This window comes from uncultured Tenacibaculum sp. (assembly GCF_947499065.1).
In the GTDB taxonomy this organism is placed as follows: domain Bacteria; phylum Bacteroidota; class Bacteroidia; order Flavobacteriales; family Flavobacteriaceae; genus Polaribacter.
Genome location: NZ_CANMMT010000002.1, coordinates 355,445 through 378,483, shown reverse-complemented (window position 1 = coordinate 378,483; position 23,039 = coordinate 355,445). Strand labels below are relative to the sequence as shown.

Here is a 23,039-nt window from a genome sequence, read left to right as displayed (position 1 = left end):
ATTTTAAATAAAATCAAAACAATAATTCTTCTTTTTATCTAAAGCATTCCCAGGAGGTGGTGGCGGAAAACAATCTTCTTCCCCATCAGTATCTGGACCTCCGCTTAATTTGGTTCCTTTTGCCATAATATTTCGCTGTTCGATTCTAGTAAGTTCGAAAGCTTCTAAAGTGCTAATTGATAATAATTTCATGATTAGTTAATTTAAGTTAGCTCAATTTATATTTTTTTAACTCCAATATCACTTAATTCTCAATCTCAACTCCAACACTAACACAAACCGCTATAAAACAAGAGATTAACAATTGTTTTTTCTACCATAATTTTTAAATAGTACCTACCTTTTTTATAAATCACAACCTACTTTTCTTCCTTTATCATATTTAACCTTCAATATTTGTAATTAAATGAGAAACCCGAAAAGCATTAAAAAATAGAGTAAGGAATAACTAAATCAATCAAGTAATTATGATAAAATCAATTTCAAATCTTGGCATTATTTTAAATAAAACAGCTCAGAAGTCTATTAATGGAGGTGGTCCAGGATCTCCTTTTTGGTGTAAGAATAGAGATAACTGGGGACCTAACCCTGTTGCTTGTACACAAAATGAAATACCTACGTACAATTTCTCTTTAGGATACTGCGTATGTATGCCTACAAAAGTTGACATGTAAACAATAATTACTGAAGTATATTTTGCCAGAATAAAAAAATACAAACAATTTATAAATATCTATAGGAAGCTGAAAATATAGGTATTAAATCTATTAAACAACCCTAGAGTAAGCATACTAACTAAATTTAATACAATGAAAAAAACATTTTTTTTATCTAAAGGAATTGAGAAATTTTCAAACTTAGAAATTAATGACTTATCACCTGTCAGAGGAGGTGCTGTTAGCATACCTTCTGATGATATTATCTATATCCCTACTGGTGGAGGTGGTAGACGATGTCCAGATGGATTGGTTTGGAGTGACAGATTACGCAAATGCGTTAAGTTTTTAGAAGCTGATGTAGCTCATGATTTCATAAGAAATTAATCTTTAACTCTCAAAGAGGTTATCAAATATTATAACCTCTTTGTTCTCTTTTAACCAACAATTTAATCATGGATTTTAATTCTTTAGCTATAAAAGTTGCCAGTAGATGTAATCTCAATTGCTCATATTGCTTTATGTATAATTTAGGAGACACAACTTATAAAAAACAACCTAAGTTTATGTCTACTGAAATTGTCGATAATATTATTGACAAAACCAAAAAACACATACAAGAGTACAATAAGAAAGATTTCTCTTTTCTATTTCATGGAGGAGAACCTTTACTTGCTCCAAAACAATTCTTTATAGATTTTGTATCTAAAGTAAAAAAAATTCAGAATGAACTGAAAAATGTAGTTTTTTCTTTCGATTTACAAACCAATGGTGTTTTACTCGATGAAAGCTGGATTCATTTATTTAAAGAGTTAAACATTTCTCCAAGCGTTAGTGTAGATGGTACCAAAAAAGCCCACGACATGTATAGAGTGGACCATAAAGGAAATGGTAGTTACGATAATGTTTTTAAAGGGGTTTCTCTTTTAAAAAATAAAATGAATTTTGCTGATATTGCATGCGTAATTAATACAAAAGAAACACCTATCGAAGTATACAACAGTTTTAAAAAAATGGGAGCTAGTTATGTAAATTTCTTAATCCCTGATTATACTCACAACAACTATCCTTTTGACAAGAAAGAAACAGTTATGGGCGATTGGTTAATTGAATTATTCAACATATGGATTAGCGATCAAGAACGATATAAAATACCAATGTTTTTAGGATTATTAAACTCTTTAACAATGCTTAATGAAAGTTCTAAAAATGAATCTACTGTATTAATTATAGAAACTAACGGAGAAATTGAAGCTATTGATTCTTTAAAAGCCTGCGGTCATGGCTTTACAAAAACAGGTTTTAACATTAAAAGAAATCGCTTTCAAGATATTGAAAAAACTTCTTTAGGAAAGCTATATTTTAACAACATTGAATCCAAACTATGCAAGCAATGTCAAGAATGTCCTTTAAATGTAATTTGTAAAGGAGGTAGATTAGTACACAGATATAGCAAAGAAAATGGTTTCAATAATCCATCCGTTTATTGTAAAGACTTAATTAAACTTATAGCACACATCCAAGGATATTTTATTTCTTGTTTCCCTGATTTACACGAAAAAGAAAACGTAGAAAAAATTAATCCAACAGAAATTATTAATTATCTAGATTCAACAGATTTTAACAAAAATTTCTATTACAAAAAGGAGTTAGAATCTTTTTCAGAAAAAAATATGATAATCGCATAAACCTACTAAAAAAAGCTATTATTTAAATTATAAAAAATACAATAGTGATTCTGTTTTAGATATATAAATCAATAGGGCTTAAACTTTAAAGTTTAGGCCCTATTTTATATGTTATGCAGATATATTATCTATATCTTTTTAGCATTCTTTACTTTTTGTTTTGTAAGTGCAATATTAATTACTTCACTCATCTCAGTTACATAATGGAAAGTTAAACCTTTTAAATAACTAGTTTTAATTTCATCAATATCCTTTTTGTTATCAGCACAAAGAATTATTTCTTTAATATTTGCTCTTTTAGCAGCTAATATTTTTTCTTTAATTCCTCCAACAGGCAATACCTTACCACGTAAAGTAATTTCTCCTGTCATTGCTATTTTATTTTTCACTTTTCTCTGTGTAAATACAGATACTAATGAAGTTAACATAGTAATACCAGCACTTGGCCCATCTTTAGGAGTTGCTCCTTCTGGCACATGAATATGAACATCGTATTTATCTAAAACTTCTGGTTTAATTCCAAACTCCTCAGCATTAGCTTTAATATATTTCATCGCTATTGTTGAAGACTCTTTCATTACTGTACCTAAATTACCTGTAATAGATAAGTTTCCTTTTCCTTTCGATAAAATAGATTCTATAAATAAAATATCTCCACCAACACTAGTCCAAGCTAAACCAGTAACTACACCAGCTACATCATTATTTTCATACTTGTCACGCTCTAAACGAGCAGGCCCTAAAATTGTTTCAATATCTTCATCTGTTAGAGAAACATTATACTCCTCCTCCATCGCTATTGATTTTGCTGCAAAACGCACAACTTTCGCTACTTGCTTTTCAAGACCACGAACACCAGATTCTCTTGTATATCCTTCTACAATTTTTTCTATTTGCTTTTTACCAACAGTTAAATGCTCTGTTGACAATCCATGTTCTTTTAATTGCTTAGGAAATAAATACTTTTTTGCTATTTCAACCTTCTCTTCAATAGTATATCCAGTTACATTGATAAGCTCCATACGATCGCGTAGTGCCCAAGGTATTTGTCCTAAATTATTAGCAGTAGCAATAAATAACACTTTAGAAAGGTCGTAACCAACTTCTAAGTAATTATCATAAAACTCCGTATTTTGTTCAGGGTCCAACACTTCTAACATAGCAGAAGATGGATCTCCTTGATGACTTTGACTTAATTTATCTATTTCATCTAATACAAATACAGGATTTGAAGTACCCGCCTTTTTAAGGTTTTGAATTAAACGACCAGGCATAGCTCCAATATAAGTTTTACGATGACCTCTAATTTCAGCTTCATCACGTAAACCACCTAACGACATTCTTACATACTTACGACCTAAGGCTTCTGCTACAGATTTACCTAAAGAAGTTTTTCCAACACCTGGAGGACCGTATAAACAAATTATTGGTGACTTCATATCTCCACGTAATTTTAACACGGCTAAATGTTCAATAATACGTTCTTTTACCTTTTCAAGTCCAAAGTGATCTCTATCTAATATTTTTTGAGCCTTTTTTAAGTCAAATTTATCCTCAGAATATTCTCCCCAAGGTAATTCTAACATTAACTCTAAATAATTACGCTGCACACCATATTCTGCCATTTGAGGGTTCATTCGTCTTAAACGATTTATCTCCTTATCAAATGTTTCAGCAACATTTTTATTCCATTTCTTAGACTTTGCCTTTGTTTTCATTTCTTCCAACTCTTGGTCATGAGAAACTCCACCTAATTCGTCTTGAATTGTTTTTAATTGCTGATGTAAATAATATTCACGTTGTTGTTGATCTAAATCTGATCTTGTTTTAGACTGAATATCATTACGTAATTGTAACTTTTGAAGCTCTTTGTCTAAGTTTTTTAAAGTTAAAAGTGCTCTTTCTTTCAAGTTATCTTTTTCAAGTAAAACTTGTTTATTTGAAACACTCAATTCCATATTAGATGAAATAAAGTTCACTAAAAATGAATTTGACTGAATGTTTTTAATCGCAAAAGAAGCTTCTGAAGGTAACATTGGATTTTCTTTAATTACCTCTAAAGCCAAATCTTTAATAGAATCAATTATTGCATTGAATTCTTTTTCATCATCAATATCTCTTTCCTCTTTTGCTTCTCTAACTTTAGCTTTTAAGTATGGATTCTCCTGTGTAATCTCATCTATTTCAAAACGCTTTTTTCCTTGTATAATAACAGTTGTATTACCATCAGGCATTTTAAGAACTCTTAAAATTTGTGCTACTACTCCTGTTTTATGTATATCCTCAATTCCAGGATTTTCTACATCACTATTCTTTTGTGCTACAACACCTACAATTTTATCTCCCTCGTTAGCTTCTTTTATTAATTGAATAGACTTATCTCTTCCAGCAGTTATTGGAATTACCACACCAGGAAATAACACAGTATTTCTTAACGGTAAAATTGGTAATTCAGAAGGTACTTCTTCTTTATTTATTATTTCTTCATCCTCTGGAGTTAACAAAGGAATTAATTCAGAATTTTCATTAAACGCATCCTGAAGCGACAAATTGTCTAAATGTATTATTTTGGGTTTACTCATAATCTTTTATATCTGTCATAGTGGCATTCTTCTATTACTACACATAATACAAAAAGCACTACAAAAACCTTAATATCTTAATTAACAACACAATACGTGTATGTTTTTTGTTTTCTTCATTTATATAAGTCAATTCTTATGCCAACTAATTCTTTATAAGAAACTTGTAACTATTTCCTTAGTGAGTCGTCATATTATTATATTTTTACAAAAAGCTATACCAAACAATGAAAACTAAACTATTTTTTATTTCCTTATTATTATTCCTAACCAACTGTACCTCAAATAAAAACTCTGAAGAGTTTATTAAGAATGCCTCTGGTCGTTATTTTTTTAATGCTGATGAAACTATAGAAGTAAAATTTAACGAAGGAAAGTTATTTTTAACATGGCGTGGACAAAATTTAGAACCTCTAAAAGTTAATGATAGTACTTTTTATGCTCGTGAATTAAACGAAAAACTAATATTTAACACAGCACAAAATAAAATTGAATTAGCAAAAAAACGTGAACATCATGGCAAGGTTTACATTTTTAACAAACTTAAAGAAGGTGAAAAAACTCCAAGTGAATACCTAGCTGAAAATAATTTTGAAGCCGCTTTAAAAGGATATAAAGCCATTAAACAAAAAGATAGCTTAAACCCTGTTATTAGAGAAAGAAGTTTGAATCGTTTAGGTTATCGTTATTTATCAAATAAAGAGTTTGAAAAAGCTCTTAATGTTTTTAAAATCAATATTGAATTATACCCTAAAAGTTCTAATACTTACGACAGTACCGGTGATGCTTATTTAAAAATGAAAGACACAGTAAAAGCTACAGAATACTACAAAAAATCGTTAGCTATCAATCCAGAAAATAGAAGTTCTAAAAGAGCTTTAAAAAGACTTACTAAAAAGGAAGAAGATTAATTTATAATAAAATTAAAACCGCAATTCCAACAAAAACAATAATTTGTGCCCATTTTAGGTAAACGCCTATTTGGGCATTCTTTTTTATAGATTCTGAGATAGTACCTGCTAAAACGGCTATTGTTGAAAATATTACGAACGATGTTAATATAAACAAACCACCTAAAACATAAAACTGTAATACATTTGAAAGACTATCAGAAAACAAAAATTGCGGAAAAAAAGCCAAAAAGAAAATAGTCACTTTCGGATTTAAAACATTCATCCAAAATCCTTTTTTAAACAATTCAAAAGTTGTCTTTTTTTCTACATTCTCTGTTGAAAATGCAATTTTAGCATCGCTTCTATATACTTGATAAGCTAAATACAAAAGATATCCTGCTCCCAATAGTTTTATAATAAAAAACAATTTAGGGTTTTGATTTATAATTTCTGAAACACCAAAGGCTACTAAAGTAGTATGAATTATACAACCAGTCATTAATCCAGCTACAGTTGCTAATCCATATTTTTTACCATTTACGATACTTTGTGTTAAAACAAATATATTGTCAGGGCCAGGAGAAAAAGCTAGTGTTCCAGTAGCTAAAACAAAAGAGATAAGGGTTTCAATCATTTATTAACTTTTTGCTAAAATAGCTTTATTGATTCTCTTTACCAAGCTTGGTCCTTCATAAATAAAACCTGTATAAATCTGAACTAAATCTGCTCCAGCATTAAGTTTTTCTAAAGCATCTTTTTCTGAATGAATACCTCCTACTCCAATGATTGGAAATGCCTTATTTGAATTGTCTGCTAAATATTTTATAACTCTTGTACTTCTTTCTTTTACTGGCTGTCCACTCAAACCTCCATTACCGATTTCTTCCAATCGTTCTTTTGACGCTTTAAGTCCTTCTCTATTTACAGAAGTATTTGAAGCTATAACTCCATCTATTTTAGTTTCAGCAACTAACTCTATAATTTCATCCAACTGTTGATTGTTCAAATCTGGAGCTATTTTTAATAAAATAGGTCTTTGAACAGATTCTTGATTATTCAACTTTTGAACCTCAGTAATTAATTCTTTTAAATAATCTACATCATCTAATTTTGCGTGACTTCCAACATTTGGACAACTCACATTTAACACAAAGTAATCTACGTAAGGATGCAATCCTTTAAAGCACTCTACATAATCCTCTGTATAATCTTCTGGAGCTGTATTGGTATTTTTACCAATATTACCTCCAAGAATAATTTTTCCTTTGTTCTTTTTTAATTGCTCTATTGCAGTAGCTAATCCTTCATTATTAAACCCCATACGATTAATAATTCCTTGGTCGTCTTTTAAACGAAACAATCGCTTTTTCGGGTTTCCTGCCTGACCTTTAGGAGTTACAGTTCCTATTTCTACAAATCCAAAACCAAAATCGGCTAACTCATTATACAACACTGCATTTTTATCAAAACCAGCAGCAAGTCCTACAGGGTTTTTAAAAGTTAATCCAAAAAGATTCCTTTCCAATTTTTTATCATTTACCTGATATAACCCTCTAAATAAAGAAGGTACAAATGGTATTTTGGATAAAAACTTTACTAATGAAAAAGTAAAATGATGAATCTTTTCTGGATCAAAAAGAAAAAATATTGGACGGATGATTAATTTATACATAATAGTTAAATATAAAAAAAGCCCCAATACAATTGGAGCTTCTGAATTATCTTAAAACAGCTTCTAAATTCTTTTCGAATGTTTGCTGTAATTTTTTCATGATTTTATCAATTTGCTTGTCAGCCAACGTTTTATTTTCGTCTTGTAAAACAAAACTTACTGCATATGATTTTTTACCCTCTGGTAATTTATCTCCTTCATATACATCAAATAAATCAACTTCTTTTAATAATTTCTTCTCTGATTGAAAAGCTAAATTATATAATTCTTTAAATTCTACTTTAGAATCTAACAATAAAGCTAAGTCACGTTTAACAGCTGGGAATTTTGGTAAATCAGTTACTTTGATTTTCTTTTTCCCTACAAAAGTTAAAATGTTTTGCCAGTTAAAATCTGCAAATAATACTTCTTGTTTTATAGAAAATTCTTTCAAAATTCTTCTTTTAACAACTCCAAACTCTACTAATTTAGTTTTCCCTAAACTTAATACAATACCTTCTGAGAATATATCAGTTTTTACTGGAGTTGTTTTTAATTTATCTAATCCTAAGCGACTTAAAATATTTGTTACAATTCCTTTTAAGTAAAAGAAGTCTGAAGTTTGTGCTGCTGTTTTCCAGCTTTCCTTTGTTCTATTACCTGTAACAAATAATGTTAAATGCTTATCTTCTTGATATCCGCTTTCAAATTTATGATACGTTTTACCGAACTCATAAAATTTCAATGCGTTATTTTTTCTATTAATGTTGTAGGCAACAGATTCTAAACCACTAAATAATAATGATTGGCGCATTACCTTTAAATCATTACTCAATGGATTTAACATCTCCACATTATATGCAGGATTTAAATTCTCTGATAAATCAACATAATCCGCTTTTGTCAAAGAATTTGCCATTGTTTCATTAAATCCTAATGACGTTAATTGATTTGCAACAATGTTTTCAATTTTTACTTCTTTATCACTATCAAAGGAAATAGAAGTGTTTAATTTATGTGAAAACTCAACATTATTATACCCGTAAACTCTTAAAATTTCTTCAATAATATCTGCTTCACGCTGAACATCTACTCGATAAGATGGAATAGTTAATCCTAAACCTCCAGCTGTTTCACTGTTAATTTTTATTTCTAAAGATGCTAAGATATTTTTAATAGTCTCTTTTGGAATTTCCTGACCTATTAATCTATAAGCGTTTTCATACGATAAAAATACTTGAAAATCTTCAATCTTTTCTGGATAAAAATCTAAAACATCTGATGACATTTTTCCTCCAGCATATTCTTCAATTAATAAAGCTGCACGTTTTAATGCATACTTTGTTAAATTGATATCTATTCCTCTTTCAAAACGGAAAGAAGCATCAGTATTTAACGCATGTCTCTTAGCTGTTTTACGAACAGAAACTGGATTAAAGTAAGCACTCTCTAAAAAGATAGTGGTAGTGTGTTCAGTAACTCCTGATTTGATTCCTCCAAAAACTCCACCAATACATAATGGATTATCATCGGCATCACAAATCATAATATCTTCTGATGATAACTCTCTTTCAACTTCATCTAAAGTAGTAAACTTAGTACCTTGTTCTAAAGTTTTAACAACTACTTTACTACCTTTAATTTTATTCGCATCAAAAGCATGTAATGGCTGCCCTAATTCGTGTAAAACGTAGTTTGTAATATCTACTACATTATTCTTAGGTGCAATCCCTATTGCTTTTAACCTATTTTGAATCCATTCAGGAGATTCTTTTACTTCTATATCTGTAATTGTAATTCCACAATAACGAGGAACTAAATTTTTATCTTCTATTTCAATATCGATTTTCTGAGTACGCTCATCAACGTGGAAATCTGATACTGAAGGTGAAATTAACTCTAAGTTTGTTCCTTGTTGAATTAATCCAGCGCGTAAATCACGAGCAACACCAAAATGGCTCATTGCATCAGCACGATTTGGAGTTAATCCAATTTCAAAAACATAATCAGTTTCAATATTAAAAACCTCAGAACAAGGAGTTCCAGGAACTAAAGCTTCATCTAAAACCATAATTCCATCATGACCTTTACCTAAACCTAACTCGTCTTCAGCACAAATCATTCCATGGCTTTCTTCTCCTCTAATTTTTCCTTTCTTTATTTTAAAGCCTTCACCTTTTTCATCATACAAGGTTGTTCCAACAGTAGCTACTGGTACTTTTTGTCCTGCATCTACATTAGGTGCTCCACAAACTATTTGTACTGGATTACCATCTCCTAAGTCAACAGTGGTAACTTTTAACTTATCTGCGTTAGGATGTTTAATACATGTTTTTACCTCACCTACAACTACTCCTTTTAAACTTCCTTTAATGCTTTCAACAGTTTCAATTCCTTCTACTTCAAGACCTAAGTCTGTTAATAGTTCTCCTGTTTTTTCTGCTTCCCAGTCAGTTTGTAAAAATTGTCGTAACCAATTGTATGATATCTTCATAATCAATCTCTAATTTAAGCCCGCAAATTTACATAAATTTAAGGAATAAATCGAATTCCTTTTTCATAGCATTTACTTTACTGACTGTTAACGTTTTGGTAACATTGAAGCTTTTTAATTATTGTTTTTTTGCATCCCCCTCTTAAATTAAATAATCATAACTTTTTTAAATGAAAAAATTATTACCCTTCATTTTGCTGATAGCTTCTATATCAGTATTTTCTCAAGTGCCTTCTTATTACAACGACGTTAATTTGAATCAATCAGGTACCTATTTAAAAAATGCATTATCAACTAAAATAATTAGTACACATACAACAAATTTATCATATACTCCAGGTATTTGGAATGCTTTAAAACAGTCTGATTTAGATCCAAATAACAACTCTAAAGTAGTTTTAATTTATGGGTATAGCGATACTGATGGAAATTATGTAACAGACAGAACTCGTAGTAAAGACGCGAATGGTGGTTCTGCTGGAACTCAATGGAACAGAGAACACGTATATCCTAAATCGTTAGGAAACCCTAATTTAGGAACTTCTGGTGCTGGTGCAGATGCACATCATGTTAGACCAGCAGATATTTCTTTTAACTCTCAGAGAAGTAGTAAAAAATTTGTCGCTGGTTCTGGAAATGCTGGTAACGCCTCTGGTGGATGGTATCCTGGTGACGAGTGGAAAGGTGATGTAGCTCGTATGATGATGTATATGTATTTACGCTACGGAAACCAATGTTTACCAAGTAACGTAGCTATTGGTACTGCAAACTCATCAGATAGTAATATGATTAACCTATTATTACAATGGAATGCTGAAGATCCAGTATCTGACTTTGAAAAGCAACGTAACCCTATTATCCAAGGTTTACAAGGAAATCGCAATCCTTTTATAGACAACCCTGCCTTTGCTACTAAAATTTGGGGAGGTCCTCAAGCTGAAGATTTATTTGGAAATGGTGGTGGATCATCAGATACACAAGCTCCTACTGCTCCTTCTAACTTAACTACTTCAAATATCACTAAAAACTCTGTAAATTTATCATGGAATACTGCTACTGATAATGTAGGTGTTGTTGGTTATGATATTTACAACGGATCAACAAAGATAAGTACAACTACAAGTACAACTTATTCAGTTACTGGTTTAACTGTTGCAACAGCGTATTCTTTTTCTGTAAAAGCTAAAGATGCAGCAAACAATATTTCAACAGCTAGTAACATAGTAAATATAACTACCTCTTCTACTCCATCGTCTGGAACTGCTTCTGACTTATTAATTTCTGAATATGTTGAAGGTTCGTCTAATAACAAAGCTTTAGAATTAGCTAACTATACTGGAGCTACTATAAACTTATCTGGATATTCTTTAAAGAAAGCTTCTAACGGAGGCGGATGGACTAGTACTTTAAATTTAACTGGTCAGTTAACCAATGGAAAAGTATATGTAATTGCTCATAGTAGCGCTACAACTTCTATTAAAAATAAAGCTCAATTAACCAATACTAGTGTTTTATCTTTTAATGGTAATGATGCTATTGGGTTATTTAAAGGTAATACTTTAATTGATTTAATTGGTAATCCAACTAGCTCATCTACTTTTGCTCAGGACAAAACTTTACAAAGAAAATCTACCATTACATCTCCTAACTCAAGTTATACCTCTTCTGAATGGAATACCTTATCTAAAGATACTTTTGGTGGTTTAGGAAATCATACTATTGAAGGAGGAACTCCTCCTGATAGTCAAGCTCCAACGGCTCCATCTAACTTAACAGTATCATCAGTAACACAAACTTCTGCAAATTTATCTTGGACAGCTGCTACTGATAATACTGCTGTAACTGGATATGATATTTATAGAGGAACAACCAAAATAGGAACAACTACAAATACTAGTTATTCAGTTACTGGACTAACAGCTGCAAGTAACTACACATTTTCTGTAAAAGCTAAAGATGCTGCAGGTAATACTTCTGCAGCTAGTAATGTAGTTGGTATTACTACCAAGTCTGTTACAGTTACTTACTGTGATTCTAAAGGAAATAATTCTAGTTACGAATACATAGATAATGTTGCTATTGGAGGTATATCAAATGCTACTTCTTCAAATTCAGGTTATGGAAACTTTACTTCTCAAACTGCTAATTTAAGCTACGGTAGCAACACAATTATTGTTAGTGCTGGTTTTGCAAGTACCTCTTATACTGAATTTTGGAAAGTATGGATTGACTTTAACAAAAACGGAACTTTTGAAAGCAATGAAGAAGTGGTAAGTGGTTCTTCTTCTAGTGCAGGAAATTTATCTTATAGTTTTACAGTTCCTTCTTCTGCATTATCAGGAAAAACAAGAATGCGTGTTTCTATGAAATGGAACTCAGCTCCTACTCCTTGTGAAACAATTCCTTATGGAGAAGTTGAAGATTATTCCGTTAATATTGGTGTAAGCGCTAAAAACATTAATCAATCTATTATAGCTGACGGAAAATTAGGAAATGAAGCTCCTATTTTTAGTGCCAATGTATCACCAAACCCAGCTGTAAACTTTATAAAATTACAATTGGGTGATGATAGAAATGCTAACTACAAAATAACCAACACCATAGGTCAAAAAGTATTATCTGGAAAAGTTAGCCATGCTACTATCAATATAGCTAATTTATATAATGGATTATACATTATTGAAGTGAATGATGGGCAACGTTCATTCACTAAAAAATTCATTAAAAAATAACTTTCACCACTCAAAAAAATTAAAGTCTTGTCATAAAAATGACAAGACTTTTAACTATAAAATACGTTATTTTCAATAAAAACTGTTAATAACTTATTAATCCTTAACATTTAGGTAACATATAAACATGTTAAAAAAGTGTTAATTTTGCCAAACCTAACATAACGTTAAATCCCAAACAATGAAAAAACTATTACCCTTCGTTTTTCTGATAGCGTCGTTATCAGTTTTCTCCCAACAAATACCTTCTTATTATAATGATGTCAATTTAAACCAAACAGGTACTGCATTAAAAGATGCATTAGCTGTTAAAATCATTGGTTCACATACATCTATTTTAAGCTATACACCAGGTGTTTGGAACGCATTAAAACAAACAGACATAGATCCAACAGACAATACTAAAGTTGTATTAATTTATGGTTGGAATGATTCTGATTCTGATATTACTAACGATCGTACTCGTGGAAAAGATAACCACGGTGGAGGGTCAGGTGTATGGAATCGTGAGCATGTGTACTCTAAATCTTTAGCTAATCCTAACTTAGGAACAAGTGGTCCTGGTGCAGATGCACATAACTTAAGACCTTGTGATGCTCAAAGAAACTCATCACGTAGTAACCGTAAGTTTGCAGCTGGTTCAGGAAATTCTGGTGCTACAGCACAAGGTAACTGGTACCCAGGTGACGAATGGAAAGGTGATGTAGCTCGTATGATGATGTACATGTACTTGCGTTACGGTAACCAATCTTTACCAACTGGTGTTGGTGTTGGTAACACTGTAGCTACCGATCCAAACATGATTGATTTATTCTTACAATGGAATGCTGAAGATCCTGTGTCAGATTTAGAAAAACAACGTAACCCTGTATTAGAGCAATTACAAGGAAATCGTAATCCTTTTATAGATAATCCAGCCTTAGCAACTAAAATTTGGGGTGGACCTCAAGCAGAAGATTTATTTGGAAGCGGTGGAAATACAGACACTCAAGCACCAACTACTCCTTCTGGATTAGTAGCATCAAACATTACACAAACTACTGTTGACTTAGCTTGGACTGCTTCTACAGATAATACAGCTGTAACTGGATACAATATTTTCAATGGAAGTACACAAGTAGCTACATCAACAAGTACAAATGCTACAGTTACTGGATTAACAGCTGGTACTTCATACAATTTTACAGTAAAAGCTTACGATGCAGCAGCTAATGTTTCTGCAGCAAGTAATGCTGTTAGTGTAACTACAACAAGTGGTGGTTCTGGAGGAAATGGAACTGCAACTGAATTATTATTCTCTGAATATGTTGAAGGATCTTCTTATAACAAAGCTATTGAAATAGCAAACTTTACTGGAGCAACAGTAGATTTAAGCGGATACTCTATTAAAAAAGCAACAAATGGTGGTGGTACTTGGTCTAATACCTTAACACTAACTGGTCAATTAAATAATGGTGATGTTTTTGTTATTGCACATAGTAGTGCTTCAACTACAGTAAAAAACAAAGCTCAATTAACTAATAGTTCAGTTATGAACTTTAATGGTAATGATGCTGTAGCTTTATTTAAAGGAAGTACTCTAATTGATGTGATTGGAAATCAAAACAATAGTGCTAACTTTGGAAAAGATCAAACATTCCAAAGAAAATCATCTGTAAAGTCGCCAAATACAACTTATACAACAGCTGAATGGAATACTTTAGCTAAAGATACATTTAGTGGATTAGGTAGTCATACTATCGATGGTGGTTCTTCTGCTGATACTACAGCTCCAAGTGCACCTTCTAGTTTAGTTACTTCAAACTTGACACAAACTACAGTGAATTTAGCATGGACAGCTTCTACAGATAATGTTGGTGTTACTGGATACGAAGTATACCAAAACGATTCAAAAATAGCAACTGTAACAACTGTTTCTTATGCTGTTTCAGGTTTATCTGCTGATACCGCATATAACTACTCTATTAAAGCAATAGACGCTGCTGGTAATATTTCTGCACTAAGTAATAAAGTATTTATTACAACATTACCAACTCCAGATACTACAGCACCATCTGCTCCAAGTAGTTTAACAGCTTCAAACGTAACACAAACTTCTGTAAATTTAGCATGGACTGCATCTACAGATAATGTTGGTGTGAGTGGTTACGATGTATTCAGAGGGAGTACTAAAATAACAACTGTAACTACTACAAGTTATACAGTTTCAAATTTAACAGCAGCTACAAACTATACTTTTTCTGTAAAAGCAAAAGACCAAGCTGGTAATATTTCTTCAGCAAGTAATGTAATTGGAGTTACGACTAAATCTCCTACAATTACTTACTGTGATTCTAAAGGAAGTAATGTAAACTATGAGTACATAGACAATGTAGTCATCGGTGGGGTTTCAAACGTAACATCTGCTAATGGAGGTTATGGTGATTTTACTTCACAAACTGCGAACATTGCTGTAGGAAGCAATACAATTGTTGTAAGTGCTGGTTTTGCTAGTTCTTCTTATACTGAATACTGGAAAGTATGGATTGACTTTAACAAGAATGGAACTTTTGAATCTTCTGAAGAAGTAGTTTCTGGTTCTTCTTCAAGTGCAGGAAACTTATCTTATAACTTTACTGTTCCTTCATCTGCCTCATTAGGTACAACAAGAATGCGAGTTTCTATGAAATGGAATGCAGCTCCAACTCCTTGTGAAACGATTTCTTATGGAGAAGTTGAAGATTATACAGTTAACATTAGTAGCTTTTCTAAATCTATGACTACTACTGTTCAAATTGATGGACAGTTAGGTAATGAAGAACCTATCTTTGATGCTAAGGTATACCCTAACCCATCTACAGATTATATTGTATTAAAATTAGCTGATGGTAGAGATGCGAATTATAAGATTACAAATTATGTAGGTCAAACTGTAATGCAGGGTAAAATTGACAGACAAATAGATATACGAGACTTAAATACAGGAATGTATATTATAGAAGTAAATGATAACCAAAGATCATTTACCAAGAAGTTTATGAAAAAGTAATTTGTTTAATTATTTAATTTCAAAAAAGGCAGCTTTTAAAAGCTGCCTTTTTATTTTTATTATACTTCTATTGTTTTCTTAGGCTCATTTGAAGATTTAAACACATAGGTATACAACCACATAAGTGTAAACGTTGGTATAATGTCTAAACCAGGCATAGCTTCTTCAATAAAAGTTACTGCTGCTGCTATTTTCCCTTTATTTCCTTTGTACATTTTTGTCATTAAATAGGCTGAAGCTGGTGCCCAAACAACATCGAACAATTCACCTAAACCAGGTATTGCATACGATAAAAGTCCCATAGCATCAAAAATTAAGCTTAATGCTAACTTTTGATATTTATTTTTTCTATTCATTCTTATAATTTTATTCTAATTTGTTTTAAATCAAAATTCAAGCCAAATTATTTACGTTTCACCTTGTAAATTAATATGTTTGCTCTAAAAATACTAAAAGCGAATGGTTTTTACTGATTTTATAAATCAAATAGAAGAATTACAAAACAAACCTTTGGGCGGATTAACTTCACAATTTAAACTCGCTCCTAAACTGAGAACTCAATTTTCTCAAGAGTTAATAGACAGTAAAAATCCAAGAAAAGCAGCTGTTTTAGCTTTGTTTTACCCAGATGACAACAATCAAACTCGATTCTTATTAACAGAAAGAGCCAGTTATAATGGTACCCATTCCGCACAAGTTAGTTTTCCTGGGGGAAAAATTGAAAAAAATGATAAGAACCTTCAGGAAACAGCGCTAAGAGAAACCTTTGAAGAAGTTGGAATCAATGCTAGTTCTATTAGAGTAATTCGTAAACTTTCAGACTCTTACATTCCTCCTAGTAACTTTTTAGTAACTCCATTTTTAGGCTTACTTTCAGAAAAACCAAAGTTTACTCCTAACAATGAAGTAGCCAACTTAATAGAAGTCTTAACCAGTGATTTGTTGAACGATGACAATTTGACCTCAAAAGAAATGGAAACTTCTTACATGAAAAACATAGACGTACCATGCTTTAAATTAAACGATTACATTGTTTGGGGTGCTACTGCAATGATGTTATCAGAAATTAAAGATTTATTAAAACAGTAAATATTTTCTTTTTCTTTTGTAATTTAGCTTTTACACTAATAAAATCAACTATAAATGCCTTTATTTAAAAGGAATCCTTTTGGACATATATTATTCATTAAAAGGTTTCTTATACAAACACTTGGTGTAATATCACACAGTAGATATCGAAAATTTAATCAATTACAGATTGAAGGATCTGAAATTTTAAGAAACCTCCCTGATAAGAACGTACTTTTCATTTCAAATCATCAAACATATTTTGCAGATGTAGCTGCCATGTTCCATGTATTTAATGCTGCCTTAAAAGGACGTGATGACAATATTAGAAATGTAGGCTACTTATGGAATCCTAAACTAAATATTTATTATGTAGCGGCAGGAGAAACAATGCGTGCTGGTTTACTACCTAAAATATTTGCTTATGTAGGTTCGGTCTCTGTAGAAAGAACTTGGAGAAGTTCGGGTAAAGATGTAAAAAGACAAGTAAAAATGTCCGACATATCAAATATAGGTAAGGCCTTAGATGATGGTTGGGTAATTACTTTCCCACAAGGTACCACTACTCCATTTAAACCAATTCGTAGAGGAACGGCTCATATTATAAAAACTTTTAAACCAACAGTAGTTCCTATTGTTATTGATGGTTTTAGACGTTCTTTTGATAAAAAAGGATTAATGATTAAGAAACGTAATGTTTTACAATCAATGGTTATAAAAGAACCTTTAGAAATAGACTATGAAAATGAAGAAGTAGCTAGTATTGTAGAAAAAATTGAATATGCAATAGAACAGCATCCTTCATTTTTAAAAGTATTAACTCCAAAACAATTACAAGAACAAGAAGAGTTTATAGAAAGTCGTCGTTTTTGGGGAGCAGATGTTAAAAAAGAAGAATAAAAATCATAATTTCAAGATATTATGTCAGAAAATAAATCAATTTTAAATGAGAAATCTATTGATTTCTTAGAAAAATACTTAAATAATGCCGCTCCAACTGGATATGAATGGGAAGGGCAAAAAATTTGGATGGATTACTTAAAACCATATGTAGATGAGTTTATTACTGACACTTATGGGACTGCGGTTGGAGTTATAAATCCAGATGCAAAATATAAAGTTGTTATTGAAGGACATGCTGATGAAATCTCATGGTATGTAAATTATATTTCTGACAACGGATTAATTTATGTAATACGTAACGGAGGAAGTGATCATCAAATAGCTCCAAGTAAAATAGTAAACATTCATACCAAAAACGGTATTGTAAAAGGAGTTTTTGGATGGCCAGCTATTCATACACGTAATAAAGCTAAAGAAGAAGCTCCTAAGCCAGATAATATTTTTATTGACACTGGTTGTGCGACTAAAGAGGAAGTTGAAAAATTAGGTATCCATGTAGGTTGCGTAATTACCTATCCAGACGAATTTCATGTTTTAAACGGAAATAAATTTGTTTGCCGTGCTTTAGACAATCGTATGGGAGGGTTTATGATTGCTGAAGTTGCTCGTTTACTTCACGAAAATAAAAAGAAATTACCTTTCGGATTATACGTAACAAACTCTGTACAGGAAGAAATTGGCTTACGTGGTGCAGAAATGATTACCCAAACAATTAAACCAAATGTTGCTATTGTAACAGATGTTACTCATGATACCACTACTCCAATGATTGACAAGAAAAAAGAAGGTCATTTAGAAATGGGGAAAGGACCTGTAGTAGCTTATGCTCCTGCTGTACAACAAAAATTACGTGATTTAATTACAGAAACTGCTGAAGAAAAAGAAATTCCTTTCCAACGTTCAGCCTTATCGAGAGCAACTGGTACAGATACCGATGCTTTTGCATATAGTAACGGAGGAGTTGCTTCTGCATTAATTTCACTACCATTACGTTATATGCATACTACTGTAGAAATGGTACACAGAGAAGATGTAGAAAATGTAATTAAAATGATTTACGAAACGCTATTAAAAATAGAAAACGGAGAAGATTTCTCTTATTTCAAATAAAAACTATAATCCCGCTTTACGCGGGATTTTTTACTTCTATGGATGAATTAATTGATATTGTTGACGAATTTGGAAACTACACAGGTAAAACTTGTTTAAAATCCGAAGCTCATAAATTTGGGTACTTCCACCCTACTGTTCACATTTGGATATATACTTCAAACCAACAAATACTATTGCAAAAACGAGCTTTAACAAAAAAGGTATTTCCTGGACTCTGGGACATTTCTGTTGCTGGGCATGTTGCTGCTGGAGAAAACATAGAAGAAGCTGCCCTTAGAGAGGTTTCTGAAGAAATTGGATTTTCAATTGCTCCGGAAAACTTATATAAAATAGGCACAAGAAAACACATGGTAAATCATGCAAACGGTATTATAGATAATGAGTTTCATCATGTTTATATTACTAAACTTACAGTACCTATCCATCAATTAAAAATTCAGGAAGAAGAAGTTGATGAATTAAAACTATTTGAGTTAAAAACCTTACTTAAAACAAGAGAACTCAATAACACATTACTTCCTCAATATCATGATTACTATAGTTTTGTTTACGATGAAATCTTAAAAAAAATTTAGTATATTAAAAAGGCATAAAACCATACTAATGAAACAGTTAGCACTTTACTCACTTATTATATTATTATTACCTTCATGTGTTTCTAAGAAATACTTAAAAAAACACGGCTACTCTAGTGATATAATCAGTATGATTGAAAAAACGTATACTGTAGAAGATGGGAAAGAAAATTTAATCTCTACCAAAACACTTTATTTCACTAAAAATGGTCGAGTAAAAACATCAAAAACAATAGATAATAAAGGAAATACACTCGAAGAAACTGAAAAAAAGTTATGGTTTGAAAAACGAAGTTATCCAAACAAAGAACCTTACTATTGTAAAATGCGTTGGAAGACAAAACAACGAGAACGAATTAGTTGCTATACCCAAAAACAATACAAAAAAAATGAAATCATTGTTTACCATAATGATAATGGCCTTATTAATAAAATAGAAGATCGTTTTACAACTTTTTATACACATCAATATAAATACACTAATCAAGAGCTTTCAAAAATTATTATAACCAACAAAGAAGACAAACCTGTTGATACTATTCTTGTAAGCTGTAAAACTAAAGATTCTAGAGGTAATTGTATTAAACAAACAAAAGAATCGACGAAAACGGGAAAAATCTGGTTAAAAACAATTATTCTTACCTACAAGTAATATAAATATTATAAGCTATTATTCTCCTTTTAGAAATTAGATATGTCATTTAAGAAGAAAGTAATAAAAATTATATTTTGAGAATCTTATTTTTGAAAGATGCATAAATCCCTTCATAAACACCTTCTTTTTATACTTCTGTTTTTGGGTAACAGTCTACTATATTCCCAAGAACCTGTTAGTATACATCTTACCGAAAAAGATGGTTTACCTGATATTGAATTTTATGATATTATAGAAGATAAAAAAGGATTTATCTGGTTAGCAGCTAACAAAGGTTTATTCAGATATGATGGAAAATCATTTAAAAACTATACGCATCCTGAAAAAAAAGGTTTGTCAGTCTTTGGTTTGAAAATTGATCATAAAGATAGACTTTGGTGTAATAATATCTCTGGACAATATTTTTATATTGAAAATGATTCTCTTAAATATTTTACCGATTTAAAAAAACAAAACGAAGGACAACTTCCTATTTTTTTTATTAAAGATAATAAACTTTACACCTATGTAATGGGGAGGAATTTTGAAATAGACCTCAAAACAAAGGAAAAAAAAGAGATTTTTAAAGACTCTACAAGAGTTTATAGCTCTCTTTTTATACATAATGATAGTTTATTTTGCAGTAGAAAAAACGATATTTTATTTACTAAAGCAAATTTAAACACTATAAGAATAGACACTATCAACAACAATTCTTATAGAAGATATGCTATGGGAGAATTAAAAATTGATAATCTAGGAAAAAATAATGATATCCTTCTTCAATCCATAGATATTGAAAGTAATTTCAAAAAGTTTTTTTTACGAAACAACCATAAATTTAAAGAGCTTAAACTAAATGAATTCAACCTAGGAACTACAATTAATGGAGCTATAACCGACGAAAATATTGTTTGGTTAGCTACTCCTAAGGGAATTTATAAATATGAATATGAAAACGGTCAATTTACTCAATTAAATCACTTTTTTAAAGATAAAAATGTAACTAAAATTATTAAGGATAGTAACGATAACTATTGGCTAACTACATTAAGAAATGGTGTGTATATTATTCCAAATATCAATTTAATTCATTATCAAAATACTTCAAATCAAAATATAAGTGCCATTGAAAAAATTAATGATTCCATCTTCTTTTATGGTACAACAAAGGGAAAACTTTTTAAGATAAACAAGAAAAATGATAAAACTACAATAATCCCAACTTTTTCAAATACAATAATTAATGAAATAGCCTTTAATAACTTCAATAAAATAATTGTAAGTCATGCAGAAAATGGTATTGTTATAGAGAATAATAAAATAAAAAAACTTTTAGGCTTTCCTATCAAATTTGGTGGAGCAAAAGAGATTTCATTTATAGATAAAAACAGATTTGTTTATGGAGCATTTGCTTATGCAACTATTGCAAATTTAAAATATAAGACTACCGAAAGGATAGGCTTTAGAAGGTCTTACACAACACATTATAACATACAAAATAATACTATTTATGTAGGTTATGTTGATGGTGTTGAATATTATAGAGAAGACTTTACTCCTCATGAAATCAAATTTAAAGAAAGTCCCATTTTTGCTTTAGATATAGATAATACCAAAGATAGTACTGCATGGATAGCTACTTTTTCTGATGGTATTATTGGAATAAAAAATGGAAAAGTTATTGAAAACTATACTACCAAAAATGGTTTACTATCCAATCAAACAAGAGTTGTAAAAGGAAATGGAAACAATTTATGGGTTGTAACTGATAAAGGAATTCAATATTTAAATACCATTACCAAAACCTTCAAAAATATTACAAAAAAAGACGGTTTAGAATCTTTTAATATTTCTGATATTATTACTTATAAAAACCAAATCTATTTTGGCACCAATAAAGGGTTATACCTTTTAAATAAAAATAAGGCCTTTAAAGAAACAAAATTACCTGATTTTTACATTACAAAAGTATTGGTTGAAGATGAAGATATGAAAATTGAAAAGGAATATACATTACCATCAAAAGTAAATAAAGTACAATTTCAGTTTCACACTAATGGTTTTTTATCAGAAGAAAACATCAACTATCAATATCGTTTATTAGGAGCCTCTAAACATTGGAACTCTGTTCCAGCAGGTTCAAATCAAATTACTTTCAATAGTTTATCAGCAGGCAATTATACTTTTCAAATAAAAAAAGTTTCTACAATTGATCAAAAAGAAACTCCAATAAAATCTATAAAAATCAAAATTAGAAATCCATTTTATAAAGAATGGTGGTTTATAGCCGTTTTAATCTTAATATCAAGCTTATTTATAGTAAGATATTACAGAAAAAAACTAAAAGAAAAAGAAAAAGAAAAGGAATTAGTGTTTTTGAAATTAGAAAACTTGCGTTCACAAATGAATCCTCATTTTGTATTTAATGCTTTAAATTCTATACAAGATTATATTTTAACAAATCAAAAAAATATAGCTGGAGATTACTTAGGAAAGTTTGCAGATCTAATTAGAATGTATTTATATCACAGCACAAAAGCTAATATCTCTTTAGAAGAAGAAATAATTGCCTTAAACCAATATTTAGAATTAGAAAAACTACGTTTTGAAGACTCGTTTATATATCAAATATCTTCAGAAAGAATAAGAGATTTAGATACTATTTCTATACCTACAATGTTAATACAACCTTATGTAGAAAATTCAATAAAACATGGTTTATTACATAAAAAGAACAATAGAAATTTAAAAATTGAATTCACATTAGAAAAAGATAATTCTAATTTAATTTGTATTATAACCGACAACGGAATTGGTAGACAAAAATCCATACAATTAAACAAAAAAAGGAAAATGTATCATAAATCCTTTGCTACTAAAGCTAACCAAGACCGACTTTCCTTGCTGAACCATGGAAGAAAAGAAAAAATTGGTGTTGAAATTATAGATTTATATCAAGAAAACGGAAAACCAAATGGAACACTAGTAGTTTTAAAAATACCTTATAAAACTTTATAAA

Annotated in this window: 18 protein-coding genes; 12 read left to right on the top strand and 6 right to left on the bottom strand. The window is 30.5% G+C overall.

Going from position 1 to position 23,039, the window contains the following annotated elements:
- Positions 1–3 precede the first annotated feature (3 nt).
- Positions 4–192: a hypothetical protein gene (locus Q0958_RS05960; RefSeq protein ID WP_299120990.1), complete on the bottom strand. Its 189-nt coding sequence runs from the start codon at positions 190–192 to the stop codon at positions 4–6.
- Positions 193–467: 275 nt separating this feature from the next.
- Here Q0958_RS05960 and Q0958_RS05955 point away from each other — a divergent pair, with 275 nt between their 5' ends.
- From Q0958_RS05955 to Q0958_RS05945, 3 genes are all read left to right on the top strand, one after another.
- Entirely contained in the window at positions 468–674 is a 207-nt protein-coding gene (locus Q0958_RS05955; protein ID WP_299120987.1) for a hypothetical protein, read from the top strand.
- Between the two features lie 135 nt (positions 675–809).
- Complete coding sequence (locus Q0958_RS05950) at positions 810–1,043, top strand: hypothetical protein (RefSeq protein ID WP_299120984.1); 234 nt, start codon at positions 810–812, stop codon at positions 1,041–1,043.
- Positions 1,044–1,111: 68 nt separating this feature from the next.
- Entirely contained in the window at positions 1,112–2,344 is a 1,233-nt protein-coding gene (locus Q0958_RS05945) for a radical SAM protein (protein WP_299120981.1), read from the top strand.
- A gap of 128 nt (positions 2,345–2,472) precedes the next feature.
- Here the strand turns inward: Q0958_RS05945 and lon are convergent, their stop codons facing one another.
- A complete protein-coding gene (gene lon, locus Q0958_RS05940) occupies positions 2,473–4,926 on the bottom strand; it encodes an endopeptidase La (RefSeq protein ID WP_299120979.1) in 2,454 nt (817 codons plus the stop codon).
- 227 nt (positions 4,927–5,153) lie between these two features.
- Between lon and Q0958_RS05935 the strand changes: the two genes are divergently transcribed.
- Complete coding sequence (locus Q0958_RS05935; protein WP_299120975.1) at positions 5,154–5,837, top strand: hypothetical protein; 684 nt, start codon at positions 5,154–5,156, stop codon at positions 5,835–5,837.
- 1 nt (position 5,838) lies between these two features.
- On the opposite strand, the gene Q0958_RS05930 is transcribed toward Q0958_RS05935, so the two are convergent.
- The 3 genes from Q0958_RS05930 to pheT are packed head-to-tail and all read right to left on the bottom strand — an operon-like array spanning position 5,839 to position 9,964.
- Positions 5,839–6,453 (bottom strand): LysE family translocator, encoded by a 615-nt coding sequence (locus Q0958_RS05930; RefSeq protein WP_299120973.1) that lies wholly within the window; start codon positions 6,451–6,453, stop codon positions 5,839–5,841.
- Between the two features lie 3 nt (positions 6,454–6,456).
- The gene (locus Q0958_RS05925; protein WP_299120971.1) at positions 6,457–7,491 is read right to left on the bottom strand and encodes a quinone-dependent dihydroorotate dehydrogenase; all 1,035 of its coding nucleotides are present in this window, start codon (positions 7,489–7,491) and stop codon (positions 6,457–6,459) included.
- 46 nt (positions 7,492–7,537) lie between these two features.
- Positions 7,538–9,964 (bottom strand): phenylalanine--tRNA ligase subunit beta, encoded by a 2,427-nt coding sequence (gene pheT, locus Q0958_RS05920; RefSeq protein ID WP_299120969.1) that lies wholly within the window; start codon positions 9,962–9,964, stop codon positions 7,538–7,540.
- 170 nt (positions 9,965–10,134) lie between these two features.
- Here pheT and Q0958_RS05915 point away from each other — a divergent pair, with 170 nt between their 5' ends.
- Both Q0958_RS05915 and Q0958_RS05910 read left to right on the top strand, forming a co-directional pair.
- Entirely contained in the window at positions 10,135–12,696 is a 2,562-nt protein-coding gene (locus tag Q0958_RS05915) for an endonuclease (RefSeq protein WP_299120966.1), read from the top strand.
- 181 nt (positions 12,697–12,877) lie between these two features.
- Positions 12,878–15,724: an endonuclease gene (locus Q0958_RS05910; RefSeq protein ID WP_299120963.1), complete on the top strand. Its 2,847-nt coding sequence runs from the start codon at positions 12,878–12,880 to the stop codon at positions 15,722–15,724.
- 59 nt (positions 15,725–15,783) lie between these two features.
- Here the strand turns inward: Q0958_RS05910 and Q0958_RS05905 are convergent, their stop codons facing one another.
- Positions 15,784–16,080: a hypothetical protein gene (locus tag Q0958_RS05905; protein WP_299120960.1), complete on the bottom strand. Its 297-nt coding sequence runs from the start codon at positions 16,078–16,080 to the stop codon at positions 15,784–15,786.
- A 103-nt stretch (positions 16,081–16,183) separates the two neighbouring features.
- Here Q0958_RS05905 and Q0958_RS05900 point away from each other — a divergent pair, with 103 nt between their 5' ends.
- From Q0958_RS05900 to Q0958_RS05875, 6 genes are all read left to right on the top strand, one after another.
- On the top strand, positions 16,184–16,813 hold the full coding sequence (locus Q0958_RS05900) for a CoA pyrophosphatase (RefSeq protein WP_299120956.1): 630 nt from the start codon (positions 16,184–16,186) through the stop codon (positions 16,811–16,813).
- 54 nt (positions 16,814–16,867) lie between these two features.
- Positions 16,868–17,692, top strand: a complete 825-nt coding sequence (locus Q0958_RS05895) for a lysophospholipid acyltransferase family protein (protein WP_299120953.1) — start codon at positions 16,868–16,870, stop codon at positions 17,690–17,692.
- 21 nt (positions 17,693–17,713) lie between these two features.
- Complete coding sequence (locus Q0958_RS05890) at positions 17,714–18,805, top strand: M42 family metallopeptidase (RefSeq protein ID WP_299120950.1); 1,092 nt, start codon at positions 17,714–17,716, stop codon at positions 18,803–18,805.
- Positions 18,806–18,843: 38 nt separating this feature from the next.
- A complete protein-coding gene (locus tag Q0958_RS05885) occupies positions 18,844–19,383 on the top strand; it encodes an NUDIX domain-containing protein (RefSeq protein ID WP_299120947.1) in 540 nt (179 codons plus the stop codon).
- A gap of 28 nt (positions 19,384–19,411) precedes the next feature.
- Entirely contained in the window at positions 19,412–20,035 is a 624-nt protein-coding gene (locus Q0958_RS05880) for a hypothetical protein (RefSeq protein WP_299120944.1), read from the top strand.
- 144 nt (positions 20,036–20,179) lie between these two features.
- Positions 20,180–23,038 carry a histidine kinase gene (locus Q0958_RS05875; RefSeq protein ID WP_299120942.1) on the top strand — a complete coding sequence of 953 codons (2,859 nt, stop codon included), beginning with the start codon at positions 20,180–20,182 and terminating at the stop codon, positions 23,036–23,038.
- Position 23,039 lies beyond the last annotated feature (1 nt).